14 protein-coding genes and 1 other RNA gene are annotated in these 12,364 nt (G+C 62.5%); 10 read left to right on the top strand and 5 right to left on the bottom strand.

Translation table 11 applies throughout. The annotated features are described in order from the left end of the window. Positions 1-3 precede the first annotated feature (3 nt). Positions 4-576: a 5-formyltetrahydrofolate cyclo-ligase gene (locus ASD03_RS30355; protein WP_057205722.1), complete on the bottom strand. Its 573-nt coding sequence runs from the start codon at positions 574-576 to the stop codon at positions 4-6. A gap of 370 nt (positions 577-946) precedes the next feature. Between ASD03_RS30355 and ASD03_RS30360 the strand changes: the two genes are divergently transcribed. After that, entirely contained in the window at positions 947-1,144 is a 198-nt protein-coding gene (locus tag ASD03_RS30360; protein WP_234907902.1) for a transcriptional regulator, read from the top strand. Here ASD03_RS30360 and ASD03_RS30365 read toward each other — a convergent pair. Next, the gene (locus ASD03_RS30365) at positions 1,139-1,372 is read right to left on the bottom strand and encodes a hypothetical protein (protein ID WP_057205693.1); all 234 of its coding nucleotides are present in this window, start codon (positions 1,370-1,372) and stop codon (positions 1,139-1,141) included. The two genes, ASD03_RS30360 and ASD03_RS30365, sit on opposite strands and share 6 nt — an antisense overlap. Before the next feature lie 109 nt (positions 1,373-1,481). On the opposite strand from ASD03_RS30365, the gene ASD03_RS30370 reads away from it, so the two are divergent. After that, on the top strand, positions 1,482-2,345 hold the full coding sequence (locus ASD03_RS30370; protein WP_063963232.1) for a LysR family transcriptional regulator: 864 nt from the start codon (positions 1,482-1,484) through the stop codon (positions 2,343-2,345). Between the two features lie 23 nt (positions 2,346-2,368). Here the strand turns inward: ASD03_RS30370 and ssrS are convergent. The 3 genes from ssrS to ASD03_RS30380 all read right to left on the bottom strand — a co-directional run bounded on the left by ssrS (position 2,369) and on the right by ASD03_RS30380 (position 3,241). Further along, positions 2,369-2,526: non-coding RNA, 6S RNA (gene ssrS / locus ASD03_RS37240), on the bottom strand. A gap of 55 nt (positions 2,527-2,581) precedes the next feature. Then, complete coding sequence (locus ASD03_RS30375; RefSeq protein ID WP_025424755.1) at positions 2,582-2,959, bottom strand: cell division protein ZapA; 378 nt, start codon at positions 2,957-2,959, stop codon at positions 2,582-2,584. Positions 2,960-2,971: 12 nt separating this feature from the next. Then, positions 2,972-3,241 carry a DUF4164 domain-containing protein gene (locus ASD03_RS30380; RefSeq protein ID WP_025424756.1) on the bottom strand — a complete coding sequence of 90 codons (270 nt, stop codon included), beginning with the start codon at positions 3,239-3,241 and terminating at the stop codon, positions 2,972-2,974. A 336-nt stretch (positions 3,242-3,577) separates the two neighbouring features. On the opposite strand from ASD03_RS30380, the gene tkt reads away from it, so the two are divergent. The 8 genes from tkt to ASD03_RS30420 all read left to right on the top strand — a co-directional run bounded on the left by tkt (position 3,578) and on the right by ASD03_RS30420 (position 12,357). Next, positions 3,578-5,560, top strand: coding sequence for a transketolase (gene tkt / locus ASD03_RS30385; RefSeq protein ID WP_057205691.1), 1,983 nt, complete (start codon positions 3,578-3,580; stop codon positions 5,558-5,560). A gap of 75 nt (positions 5,561-5,635) precedes the next feature. Continuing rightward, positions 5,636-6,646 (top strand): type I glyceraldehyde-3-phosphate dehydrogenase, encoded by a 1,011-nt coding sequence (gene gap / locus ASD03_RS30390; RefSeq protein WP_057205689.1) that lies wholly within the window; start codon positions 5,636-5,638, stop codon positions 6,644-6,646. Positions 6,647-6,651: 5 nt separating this feature from the next. Continuing rightward, positions 6,652-7,242, top strand: coding sequence for a putative glycolipid-binding domain-containing protein (locus tag ASD03_RS30395; RefSeq protein WP_057205688.1), 591 nt, complete (start codon positions 6,652-6,654; stop codon positions 7,240-7,242). Beyond that, positions 7,242-8,441 carry a phosphoglycerate kinase gene (locus ASD03_RS30400; protein WP_057205686.1) on the top strand — a complete coding sequence of 400 codons (1,200 nt, stop codon included), beginning with the start codon at positions 7,242-7,244 and terminating at the stop codon, positions 8,439-8,441. Before ASD03_RS30395 ends, ASD03_RS30400 begins: the two co-directional genes overlap by 1 nt. 343 nt (positions 8,442-8,784) lie before the next feature. Then, a complete protein-coding gene (locus ASD03_RS30405; protein WP_057205684.1) occupies positions 8,785-9,810 on the top strand; it encodes a class I fructose-bisphosphate aldolase in 1,026 nt (341 codons plus the stop codon). A gap of 238 nt (positions 9,811-10,048) precedes the next feature. Continuing rightward, positions 10,049-10,966, top strand: coding sequence for a PhzF family phenazine biosynthesis protein (locus tag ASD03_RS30410; RefSeq protein WP_057217982.1), 918 nt, complete (start codon positions 10,049-10,051; stop codon positions 10,964-10,966). Between the two features lie 99 nt (positions 10,967-11,065). Beyond that, complete coding sequence (locus ASD03_RS30415) at positions 11,066-11,599, top strand: MarR family transcriptional regulator (protein ID WP_057205682.1); 534 nt, start codon at positions 11,066-11,068, stop codon at positions 11,597-11,599. After that, positions 11,596-12,357, top strand: coding sequence for a DNA alkylation repair protein (locus ASD03_RS30420; protein ID WP_107027708.1), 762 nt, complete (start codon positions 11,596-11,598; stop codon positions 12,355-12,357). The genes ASD03_RS30415 and ASD03_RS30420 overlap by 4 nt, the downstream gene beginning before the upstream one ends. The last annotated feature ends 7 nt before the right edge of the window (positions 12,358-12,364 follow it).

The following is a 12,364-nucleotide window of genomic DNA, read 5'->3' on the forward strand; positions in this document are numbered from 1 at the left end:
CCTCTAGAAATGTCGAAATCCGCTCTCCGTGAGGACGGCGTCCAGCGCGACGTCGTGCGGTTCAGCGGGCACTGATGCCACTTCCTGGCAGTCAAATGCAATCCCGATCAGCTTCGGCAGATGCCCTTTGTTGCGCAGTTTGTCGATGGCGCGGTCGTAATATCCGGCGCCGTAGCCGATGCGATGACCGGTCGCATCGAAGGCCGACAGTGGCACGAGCATGATATCGGGGTCGAGTTCCGGCGCATCCGGGCCAGGCCCCGTCGTGCCGAAACCGGTCTCGATGACGGAAGCGCCATTGAGCAATTCGCGGAACACGATCGTCTTCTTGTCGATGATTACGGGCAGGCAGAGCCGCGCGCCGCGATCCCGAAGGCGCGCCATCAGCGGCCGGATGTCCATCTCGGAACGGATCGGCCAAAAGCCGGCAACGATATGGCCGGGATCGAGCGCAATGACGTCGCCAGCGTGATCGGCCATGGTCAGGCTTGCCTCGATGCGGCTCTCCGGCGCCATCGCGTCGCGAAGCGCCAGCTTCTCCTTGCGCAGAGCGGCCTTCAGATCCTTTGGTGACATCATTCCCCTCCGACAGACTGCGCGCAAATATTCGACCGCCCGCACATTCTTTTCCCAAAATGAAACAGAACATCGTGGACCGATCGATTTCCCGCCTCGACGCCTGTGGCATAGCGCGTTGCGGCCTTTAGCTCGAACCACGTCACCGCCGGTTTTGCAACAGTTTGCGACAGTCGAACAGCGCATTCCCGCAACGGCACAGAGTTAGCGTTCCGTTCATCATGGACAACGGTTCCGCTTTCTCATGAGTGGGGCCGCGTGCAAATACAGTCGTGATTTCAAATAATTAGCAGGAACTAATGCCCGCGTTCGATGTATGGACGCGCTCCTGCAGGCAGCAGTGGAAAAGCCGACGTCCATGAAGGACCAGATGATCGAACTCGATCCGTTGGAATTGCGTTGCCTGACGCTGGCCGCCCGCGGCCGCACCCGTCAGGACATGATGCGCGAGACCGACATTCCCCTCGACCGCATCGACAGGGCCTTGCAGGACGCCATGCGCAAGCTGCAGGCGGGCAATCTTGCAGAAGCGATTTTCCGCGCCGCCCGTCTCGATATTATTTCATAACATCCAGAGCGACCGATAGACCGCATCCCTGCCCAAACCCTCCCGCCAGCGGTCGTCGAACCGCAGCTCACGGCGCCCTGCATCGTGCAGCAGATGCGGCTTGTCGCGTGGGATCGCAGGCCGCGGCTCCACGGAAGCGGCTATTAGCATCCAGCGACTTGATGACACGAGCCGGGCACGGATGGTGGTGTGAAGATCGGAGAAGAAGACAAGAGCAAGAACGCTCATCGGGGACAGCCTTGATGTCTATAGGACCGGCTAATTGTCCTCGCCTCGTTGACATCTGACAAACGAATTGCAAGCATGACTGCCATCAGAAACTCTGATGGTAGAGACAATGTCCGTCCCCCTCGACAGCGATCTGCTCAGAACCTTTCTCGCCGTTGCCGACGCCGGCAATCTGACACGCGCCGCCGACAGCATCGGCCGCACACAGTCCGCCGTCAGCATGCAACTCAAGAAACTCGAGGACATGCTCGGCGACCCGCTGTTCGAGCGTCATTCGCGCGGCGTGGTGCCGACGGCGCAGGGCTTGCGTCTCGTCGACAACGCCCGGCGGATCGTGGCTCTGCTCGACGATACCGCGGCATCGATGCGCCAGCCGGCGCTCGACGGAACGGTCAGGATTGGCATCTCCGAGGAATACATCAACTCCACGCTTCCGAAAGCCTTGGGCGCCTTCGCCGCCGTTCATCCCGGCGTGGAGGTGACGGTACAGCAGGGTGTGTCGATGTCGAACGTCAACGCCCTTGCTGCCGGCGAAATCGACATCGCCGTGGTTTTCGAGCCTGGCGGACCGACGAAAAACGAAGTCCTCATGATCGATCCCACTGTATGGGTGACCTCGGACCAGCACGCGGCCCATGAACGCCAGCCCCTGCCGATCGCCACCTATACCTATCTGGCAGGAGGGTGGTGCGATGACCTTGCGATGAAGAGCCTGTGGAATCGTGGGCACGAAAGCCGCGTCGCCTATGCGAGCCGGACCAGCAACGGCCTGATCGCCGCCGTGATCTCGGGGCTTGCCATTGCGCCGTTGTCGCGCAGCGCCATACCGGCCGGTTGCCGCGAACTGACCGAAGAAGACGGCTTCAGCGTCATCGATTTTTCCAACGTCGTACTGCGCACCCGACCCGGCAAGCGCTCGCAGACCGTCGACGCGATGGCCGACGCCATCCGCAGCGCTTTTGCCGCCGGTTAAGACTGATGGAGAAGAGGGAAGAGGTGCGATCCACCCAACCGATGGATATTTTACGATCCCGGGTGCCTACAAAGTAGGTGGGCGCCATATGTCCGAGCCCACAAGCCCGGCCAGGGACAGCTCCCTTGAGATCGAGTAAGGCCCCGGGGATTGTGGATCCTGTCGGGAAGCGCAGACCGCATCCGACATATAGAGCCTATCCCTGCTTCGCGCCAGTGGCAGCCCGACGAAAGAGCTCAGTTTGTCGAAGACGTTGCCCGGCCATTGAGCTTGGCGGCAATGGTGTGGATTTGCGAGGTGACTTCGCTCAGCGCCGAGGCCAGGAGCTCCTCGCTTCTTGCCTGGTCGGTGAGGGTACTGTCGCGCCCCCGCTTGAGGGTGTCGACTTCCGCTTCGAGCGCCTTCAGCCGGCGGTTCACTTCGCTGAGTTCGTCCATGACCATGATGCCGGCCATGACCGTCAGCCGCAGATCGCCGATCTCGCCGAACTGCGTCTTCAAATGACCGACATACTGATCGAAGTTGGTGGCCAGTTCGATCAGATGATCTTCCTGTCCCTCTTCGCAGGCCATGCGATAGGCCTTGCCGTCGATCGATACTGTCACCTGCGCCATGTCGCTTAAACCTCAGCGGTCGAGCACCGCTCGAATGGTTTCCATCGCCGTCACGAGGCGTCGGGAAACCTCGCGGTTGACCTCTTCAAGTCGGTTTGCCCGGAATTGGGATTGGTCGAGTTCCTGTGCCAGTCGCGACCGGTCCGAATTGACCCGCCGGACCTCGCCCTCGAACTCGCCGAGATCGCGTTCCCTGTCAAAACGGCTGTCGATCGCGTTTTCCAGGGACTGAACCGCGTTCTTCAGTTCGTCGATCGCCGCTTTGACCGTCTTTGCCGGCATGTTTTTCGATACCTCGCCCGTGAGGCCGAATCGCCAGCATCCCGTCCGCCGCTTCGGCTCACTCCTTTTTAAACCTATTACGCAAATCTCAACAATGCCAACTGTAGCAAAGCATTACGGAAGCTGTGGATGGTTTGTATAGCCGGCTCATCCGGCCGCAGCGCAAAAACTCTGCTGCGACGCGATATCACCCCTTGAAAACCATGCTGCCAATGGCCGCAAAAGGCCTGTATTTGTTGACTCGCGCGGCGCAGATGCTATTTGTCTGCCGCTTCTTGCACGGTCTTTGGAGGATAGAGACCGTCCCCTGACCACCGAACTCAAAACGGAACAGTCATGATCTCTCGCGAAAAACACGACCGGATGGCGAATGCGATCCGTTTCCTCTCCATGGACGCCGTCGAGAAGGCAAATTCAGGTCACCCCGGCCTGCCCATGGGTGCGGCTGACATAGCGACAGTCCTCTTCACGCGCTTCCTCAGCTTCGATCCCAAAAACCCCTCCTGGCCGAACCGCGACCGCTTCGTGCTGTCGGCCGGTCACGGCTCGATGCTGCTTTATTCGCTGCTCTATTTGACGGGCTACGAAGACATCTCCATCGAAGAGATCAAGAATTTCCGCCAACTCGGCGCCCGCACCGCCGGTCACCCGGAATATGGCCACGCCGCCGGCATCGAGACGACCACCGGCCCGCTCGGCCAGGGCATTGCCAATGCCGTCGGCATGGCGATCGCCGAGCGCAAGCTGCGCGACGAGTTCGGCGCCGACCTGATGGAGCACTACACCTATGCGCTCGCGGGCGACGGCTGCCTCATGGAAGGCATCAGCCAGGAAGCGATTTCGCTTGCCGGCCACCTCAAGCTCAACAAGCTGATCGTCTTCTGGGACGACAACAACATTTCGATCGACGGCCCGATCTCGATCGCCGACTCGACCGACCAGCACGCCCGCTTCCGCGCCTCGAACTGGAACACCATTGCCGTCGACGGCCATGATCCGGAAGCCATTGCCGCTGCGATCGAACAGGCGCAGAAGTCCGACAAGCCGACCATGATCGCGTGCAAGACGACGATCGGTTTCGGCGCGCCGAACAAGGCCGGCACCCACAAGGTTCACGGTTCGCCGCTCGGCGCCGAGGAAATCGCCGCCACCCGCAAGGCACTGAACTGGGAATCCGAAGCCTTCGTCGTTCCGTCCGACGTGCTCGACGCCTGGCGCCTGGCCGGCCTGCGTTCGACCAAGACCCGCAAGGACTGGGAAGAGCGCCTCGACAAGAGCGACGCCGAGAAGAAGGCACAGTTCGTTCGCCGCTTCTCCGGCGAACTCGAAGGCCGCCTGTCGTCGGCCATCGACGACTACAAGCGCAAGCTGGCCGAGACCAAGCCGTCGCCGGCAACCCGCAAGGCTTCCGAAGACGCGCTCGAAGTCATCAACGGCGTTCTGGCCGAAACGATCGGCGGCTCGGCCGACCTGACCGGCTCCAACAACACCAAGACCAGCCAGACCAAGTCGATCACCCCGGACGATTTCTCCGGCCGCTACATCCACTACGGCGTGCGCGAGCACGGCATGGCGGCAGCGATGAACGGCATGGCACTGCATGGCGGCATCATCCCCTACTCCGGCGGCTTCCTGATCTTCTCGGACTACTGCCGTCCGTCGATCCGCCTGGCCGCCCTGATGGGCATCCGCGTCATCCACGTGCTGACGCATGATTCCATCGGCCTTGGCGAAGACGGCCCGACGCATCAGCCGGTCGAGCACATGGCGGCGCTGCGCGCCATCCCGAACCTCCTGATGTTCCGCCCGGCCGACGCCACGGAAACGGCCGAGTGCTGGCAGCTGGCGCTTGAAAGCCACAACCGTCCGTCCGGCATCGCGCTCACCCGCCAGAACCTGATGGCCGTGCGCACCGAGTATGAGGAAGAGAACCTCTGCGCTCGCGGCGCCTACGACCTGATCTCGGCAAGCGACGCCAAGGTGACGATCTTCGCCACTGGTTCGGAAGTCGAAATCGCCGTCAAGGCCTGCCAGGCGCTGACCGCCAAGGGCATCGCGACCCGCGTCGTCTCGGTCCCCTGCTTCGAACTCTTTGCCGAGCAGAGCGAAGACTACCAGCAGGCGATCATCGGCAACTCGCCGGTCAAGATCGCCGTCGAAGCCGGCATCCGCCAGGGTTGGGATCATTTCATCGGCAGCGACGGTGCCTTCATCGGCATGTCGTCCTTCGGTGCTTCCGGTCCCTACAAGGAACTCTACAAGCACTTCGGCATCACGCCTGAGGCGGTCGTCGCCGCTGCGGAAGCCAAGCTTTCCTGATCAAGCCGCGGGGCGCGCGTGAAAGCGCGCCCCGCTTTTTTCCGACCATGCCATTCAGACAGGGAGAGACCCGATATGACAGTGAAAGTCGCCATTAACGGTTTTGGCCGCATCGGCCGCAACGTGCTGCGCGCCATCGTTGAATCCGGCCGCAAGGATATTGAAGTCGTTGCCATCAACGACCTCGGCCCGGTCGAGACCAACGCACACCTGCTGCGTTTCGATTCCATCCACGGCCGTTTCCCGGCTGATGTGAAGGTCGAAGGCGATGCGATCATCATCAACGGCGGCAAGCCGATCAAGGTCACCGCGATCCGCAACCCGGCCGAACTGCCGCACAAGGAACTCGGCGTCGACGTCGCGATGGAATGCACCGGCATCTTCACCGCCCGCGACAAGGCAGCCGCACACCTGGAAGCCGGCGCCAAGCGCGTCATCGTTTCGGCTCCGGCCGAGGGCGCCGATCTCACCGTCGTTTACGGCGTCAACCACGACAAGCTGACGAAGGATCACCTCGTCATCTCCAACGCATCGTGCACGACCAACTGCCTTGCACCGGTCGCCAAGGTCCTGAACGACGTCATCGGCATCGACCACGGCATGATGACGACGATCCACTCCTACACCAACGACCAGCCGTCGCTCGACCAGATGCACAAGGATCTGTACCGCGCTCGCGCTGCAGCCCTGTCGATGATCCCGACCTCGACCGGTGCTGCCAAGGCCGTTGGCCTGGTTCTGCCGGAACTGAAGGGCAAGCTCGACGGCTTCGCCATGCGCGTTCCGACCCCGAACGTCTCGGTCGTCGACCTCAAGTTCGTCGCCAAGCGCGAAACCACCAAGGAAGAGATCAACGCTGCGATCAAGGCAGCTGCTGACGGCCCGCTCAAGGGCATCCTCGGCTACACGCTCGCTCCGAACGTCTCGATCGACTTCAACCACGACCCGCATTCCTCGGTCTTCCACATGGACCAGACCAAGGTGATGGAAGGCAAGTTCGTGTCGATCCTGACCTGGTACGACAACGAGTGGGGCTTCTCCAACCGCATGTCCGACACTGCGGTTGCGCTCAGCAAGCTCATCTAACTCCGATGTTTCGCGCCCTTTCCCAAACGACGGTCCGCTGGCGTCCGCTGGAGGGGGAAGGGCTCGAACATCTGACGCTGACGCAAATCGACACAGCCAACGGCGCGGTCATCCGCGCCGTTGGCGTTCTGATCGGCAACCGCGGCGGCACGCCCTACGGTGTGCGCTACCGGATCGATTGCGATGCCGGATGGCTGGTTCGAAAGCTCATGGTCGATACGACCGATGGCCGGAGCCTTCATCTGCGCTCGGATGCTCCGGGCCAATGGGCGACGTCGGGAGGCACGGCGCTGCCCGAATTCGACGGATGCATCGACATCGACCTTGCCGGCACGCCCTTCACCAACACCCTGCCGATCCGCCGTCTCGGCCTTGATTGCAAGGCCGGCAAGGCGCGGCTGAAAATGCTGTACGTGCCGTTCGACACCTTTGAACCGGTGGTCGACGGCCAGCACTATACCTGCTTCGATGATGGCAGGCTCTATCGCTACGAGGCCGAGGACCGCAGCTTTGCCGCAGACCTGCCCGTGGACGAGGACGGCCTCGTCATCGACTACCCCACCCTTTTCCAGAGACTATCACCGGAGACAATCTGATGACTTTCAAGACCCTCGACGACCTGACCGACATTGCCGGCAAGCGCGTGCTTGTGCGTGTCGACCTCAACGTGCCGGTCAAGGACGGCGTGGTCACCGACGCAACCCGCATCGAACGCGTCGCGCCGACTATCCGCGAACTGTCGGAAAAGGGCGCCAAGGTCATTCTGCTGGCGCATTTCGGCCGCCCGAAGGGTGAGCCGGTCGCCGAAATGTCGCTGAAGACCATTGCACCGGCAGTGGAAGACATCCTCGACCAGCGCGTTCACTTTGCCGCCGACTGCATCGGCGACAAGGCCGCAAACGCCATTGCCGAGATGAACGACGGCGACGTGCTGCTGCTCGAAAACACCCGCTTCCACAAGGGCGAAGAGAAGAACGAACCAGACTTCGTCAAGGCACTCGCCACCAACGGCGACATCTATGTCAACGATGCCTTCTCGGCCGCGCACCGCGCCCACGCCTCGACCGAGGGCCTTGCCCACCACCTGCCGGCCTATGCCGGCCGCACGATGCAGGCCGAGCTCGAGGCACTTGAAAAGGGTCTCGGCCAGCCGAAGCGCCCGGTCGTTGCCATCGTCGGCGGCGCCAAGGTCTCGACCAAGATCGATCTGCTGCAGAACCTCGTGAAGAAGGTCGACGCCCTCGTCATCGGTGGCGGCATGGCCAATACCTTCATCGCCGCAAAGGGCGTCAATGTTGGCAAGTCGCTCTGCGAGCACGATCTCGCCGATACCGCCAAGGCGATCATCACTGCAGCGGCTGAAGCCGGTTGCGCCATCGTCCTGCCGGAAGACGGCGTTGTCGCCCGCGAATTCAAGGCCGGCGCCGACAATGAAGTGGTGGAGATCAACGCCATCCCGGCGGATGCGATGATGCTGGACGTCGGTCCGAAGTCGATCGCTGCGGTCAACGACTGGATCTCCAAGGCCGAGACACTGGTCTGGAACGGTCCGCTCGGCGCCTTCGAAATCGCCCCCTTCGACAAGGCGACGGTCGCCGTTGCCAAGCATGCGGCTGCCCGCACCCGCCAGGGATCGCTCGTGTCGGTCGCCGGCGGCGGCGATACGGTTGCAGCCCTCAACCACGCCGAAGTCACGGACGATTTCAGCTATGTCTCGACCGCCGGCGGCGCCTTCCTCGAGTGGATGGAAGGCAAGCCGCTGCCGGGCGTCGACATCCTCAAGCAGCAGAAGTAAGTCAGGCGCTCAGGCGCGCGGGTTACCCGCGCGCCTGAGACACAGAAAAAACCAAGATAATTCAAACGATTAAAATTATTTAAATCGTTTCAGTCGCTTTTCCTGCCTTTTTCCCGGACAATTTCCCCTGTTACTCACGCCCTGTTTGGGGGCGTGGCGGTCACGTGCGCACCGATTGCCCCGAAACGGTTTCAGTGGTTGCCTGATCCTTGCTGATCGGCGCTGAGCGGGATGAGGAAAACGCCTGCTTTTTCCGTCCGTATCCCGCTCTACTTATTGGGAACGATCACGGTTATGATTTGGTCCGGCCCGGCCCAAATCATCGTGACCTAGGGAGAAAAACATGAGCGAAAGACTGGAAGACATCGCAGTTGCCATGGTCGCAAACGGCCGGGGTCTGCTTGCCGCCGACGAGTCCACGGCGACGATCAAGAAGCGCTTCGACGGCATCGGTCTGGAATCGACCGAGACATCGCGGCGCGACTATCGCGAAATGCTCGTTCGCGCCGACGAGGCGATGCGCAAGTACATTTCCGGCGTCATTCTCTACGAAGAGACACTGTTCCAGAAGGCGGCCGACGGCACGCCGCTGGTGGACGTCATCCGCGCCGCCGGGTCGATCCCGGGCATCAAGGTCGATGCCGGTGCCAAGCCGATGACCAATTTTCCGGCGGAAACGATCACCGAAGGTCTCGACGGGCTCGCACAACGCCTGACGAAATATTACGAGGCCGGTGCCCGCTTTGCCAAATGGCGTGGCGTGATTGCCATTTCGGACACGTTGCCGAGCCCAGGTGCCGTCAGGGCTAACGCCCATGCGCTCGCGCGCTACGCCGCCCTTTGCCAGGAAGCCGGCATCGTTCCGATCGTCGAGCCGGAGGTGCTGATGGATGGCGCGCCGGGCGATCACTCGATCGACCGGTCGCAGGAGGTCACCGAATGGACGCTGCGCGTCACTTTCGAGGCGCTCGCCGAGATGCGTGTAAAGCTCGAAGGCATGATCCTGAAGCCGAGCATGGTCATCGATGGCAAGAAGGCGCGCAAGGCGTCCGTCGCCGAAGTCGCCGAACGCACGATCAAGGTGCTGCGACGCACGGTGCCATCAGCCGTTCCCGGCATCGCCTTCCTTTCCGGTGGCCAGACGACCGAGGAGGCGACGGCCCATCTCTCGGCCATGAATGCGACCCACAATCTGCCCTGGAAGCTCACCTTCTCCTACGGCCGCGCCCTGCAGCAGGAAGCGCTGTCCGCCTGGAACGGCAAGGCCGAGAACGTCGCTGCCGGCCAGCGGGCCTTCTCGCACCGCGCCGAAATGTGCAGCCTGGCCGCCAAGGGCAGCTGGAAGAAGGACCTGGAGAAGGCCGCCTGAGCGCCGCCGTCAGCCAAGTCGAAGACGACGCAAGGGGCCATTTATTGGCCCCTTTTCGTGCGGCCCCCGCATGGTTTGCCGCTCGCCGTAGAGTGTAAATGCCGATCTTGTCACCAAGACAAGTTGGTGTCTTTGCCGGTTTCGCCGCCTGCCTTAAGCCTTTCGATCCAGGCCATCAGGCGGCGCTGATCGCCGCCGCATCCAGCGGAAGCGAGCGTTCATGACTTCTTTTGCCCCCGTGCACTCCGTCGACTACATCACCGTCGACGTCTTCACTGAAAATCGTTTCGCCGGCAACCAGCTTGCCGTCATCCCGGACGCACGGGGTTTAAACGATGCGCAGATGCAGGCGATCGCAACCGAGTTCGGCTATTCCGAAGTCACCTTCGTGCTGCCGCCGGAGGATCCTGCCAACAGCGCGCGGGTGCGCATTTTCACGCCGACGATGGAGATCCCCTTCGCCGGACACCCGAATGTCGGCACCGCCTTCGTGCTCGGCCAGCAGGCGGAGATTTTCGGCCGGGCGCCCGGCGATCACCTGCGGTTTGAAGAGCTCGCCGGCCTGGTCGAGGTCGCCCTGTCGCGCGCCGATGGCGCGGTGAAGGAGGCGCGTATCGTCGTGCCGCGCGCCTTGAGCATCGGACCCAGCATCGATGTCGAGACGATCGCCGCCTGCGCCATGGTCGCACCCGATGTCGTCAGCACCGCCAACCATGCACCGGTGCGCGTTTCCGTTGGCCTGCCCTTCGCGGTCGCGGAACTGAAAGACGTAGCCGCGCTGTCGGCGGCGCGTCCCAACGTCACCGCCTTCGAGGCCGCCAATCGGCGCTACAAGCCAGACGAAGACAGCTTCAGCCTGTTCCTCTATGCCCGCTCGGCCGAAAATCCATGGCAGCTGCGCGCCCGCATGTTTGCGCCGCTCGACAACGTCATTGAGGACCCGGCGACCGGCAGCGCCTCAGCCGCCCTTGGCGCCTATCTCGTCTCGCTTCTGCCCGAGGAGACCATCGACGTCGATCTGACGATCGAGCAAGGCTTCGAGATGGGGCGCCGAAGCATCATCGAGGTCAGCGTCAGCAAGCAACGCGGCACCGTAGGCAAAACCAGCATTGCCGGCGCCTGCATGACTGCGATGCGCGGTTCCATCGCGCTCTAAACACCCGCAAGACGCTGACCGGCGGCGCGAGCGAACCCGCATGCGTGCCTTCGGCGAACCCATTGACTCTTAATTTGGCGCCATACTATATGGCGCCTTATGGATATACTTGAGCAAAAGCACCTCGCCCTGATCACCGAAGCCGAACAGCGCGGACACCTACCAACCGCCAACCTGCGTCTGTGCTTCGAAGTCATGGCACTTGCCGCCGCCATCGATCGCGACTGTGCTGCGCGCCTCGCGCCACACAATCTCTCAGAGGGAAAGTTCGTTCTGCTTTTCCTGCTGCACCAGCTGCCGCAGGGATTGTCACCATATGAGCTTGCCGATCGGGCCGGCGTCACACGCGCAACCGTTACCGGACTTCTGGACGGGCTGGAGCGGGACGGCTTTCTCGCGAGGCAGCAGAGCAAGGACGATCGCCGAAAGGTGCTGGTGCAGTTGTCGCCGAAGGGCGAGCATGCAGCGCGCGAGCTGTTCGACACGCACACGCGCTGGATTGCATCGCTGTTTGCCGGTTTCGACGAGCGCGACCGACAGACGCTAAGTACGCTCATCCAGCGCGCGTGGCGCAACACCGACGCCGGCCGAAAGGCCGTATTGACGACGGCTGGAAGCGAGATCGAGCCGTGAGCCCTGCCCCACGGCGCGTGCAGGATATCGACCCGCAACGGCTCGCGCTGTTGAATGCGGGAGCGGCGCAAACCTCGACGCTGACCCAATGCCTCGCGGTCGATTTCGCGGCGCTGATGCGGTCGGCCGTACCGGAAGTCGGCGACGATGCACTCGCCAGCATCGGCGCCATAGCCGGCACCGGCATTTCCAAACGCATGGCGCTCGCAGCAGGATTGATCCGCGGCCGGCTTGGCGATGGCGCAGTGACAAGGCTGCAGCAACACCAGTCCGACACGGTCAGGGGCTGGGCGTGCTTCGTGATCGGCGCAAATCCAGCGCTCACGCTTGAACAACGCCTCGAAGCGATCCGGCCGCTTGCCGACGACCCGCACTTCGGCGTGCGTGAATGGGCCTGGATGGCCGTGCGGCCGCATCTCGCCGCCGATCTCAAAGCGGCGATAACGCTTCTTGGCCGCTGGACCGCCTCCCGCTCCGACCGTCTGCGCCGGTTTGCAAGCGAAGCGACGCGCCCCCGCGGGGTCTGGTGCAGCCATATCCCGACGCTCAAAGACAATCCGGAAATGGCACTAATCATCCTCGAACCGTTGAACGCCGACCCCTCGCGCTACGTTCAGGACTCCGTCGGCAACTGGCTGAACGACGCGGCCAAGGACCGGCCCGACTGGGTTCGCGATCTCTGCGCCTCCTGGCAACGCAAGCAAGACAGCGCCGCCACCGCCCGGATCTGCAAGCGCGCACTTCGGTCCATCGATTGATCCTGAA

It is taken from the genome of Ensifer sp. Root127 (genome assembly GCF_001425225.1).
Taxonomy (GTDB): domain Bacteria; phylum Pseudomonadota; class Alphaproteobacteria; order Rhizobiales; family Rhizobiaceae; genus Ensifer; species Ensifer canadensis.

Coding starts and splice junctions, on each gene's coding strand:
- ASD03_RS30365 (WP_057205693.1), bottom strand. CDS start 1,372: ATGAGCGTTCTTGCTCTTGTCTTCTTCTCCGATCTTCACACCACCATC.
- ASD03_RS30355 (WP_057205722.1), bottom strand. CDS start 576: ATGTCACCAAAGGATCTGAAGGCCGCTCTGCGCAAGGAGAAGCTGGCG.
- tkt (WP_057205691.1), top strand. CDS start 3,578: ATGATCTCTCGCGAAAAACACGACCGGATGGCGAATGCGATCCGTTTC.
- ASD03_RS30370 (WP_063963232.1), top strand. CDS start 1,482: ATGTCCGTCCCCCTCGACAGCGATCTGCTCAGAACCTTTCTCGCCGTT.
- ASD03_RS30405 (WP_057205684.1), top strand. CDS start 8,785: ATGAGCGAAAGACTGGAAGACATCGCAGTTGCCATGGTCGCAAACGGC.
- ASD03_RS30360 (WP_234907902.1), top strand. CDS start 947: ATGATCGAACTCGATCCGTTGGAATTGCGTTGCCTGACGCTGGCCGCC.
- ASD03_RS30415 (WP_057205682.1), top strand. CDS start 11,066: ATGGATATACTTGAGCAAAAGCACCTCGCCCTGATCACCGAAGCCGAA.
- ASD03_RS30395 (WP_057205688.1), top strand. CDS start 6,652: ATGTTTCGCGCCCTTTCCCAAACGACGGTCCGCTGGCGTCCGCTGGAG.
- gap (WP_057205689.1), top strand. CDS start 5,636: ATGACAGTGAAAGTCGCCATTAACGGTTTTGGCCGCATCGGCCGCAAC.
- ASD03_RS30400 (WP_057205686.1), top strand. CDS start 7,242: ATGACTTTCAAGACCCTCGACGACCTGACCGACATTGCCGGCAAGCGC.
- ASD03_RS30380 (WP_025424756.1), bottom strand. CDS start 3,241: ATGCCGGCAAAGACGGTCAAAGCGGCGATCGACGAACTGAAGAACGCG.
- ASD03_RS30375 (WP_025424755.1), bottom strand. CDS start 2,959: ATGGCGCAGGTGACAGTATCGATCGACGGCAAGGCCTATCGCATGGCC.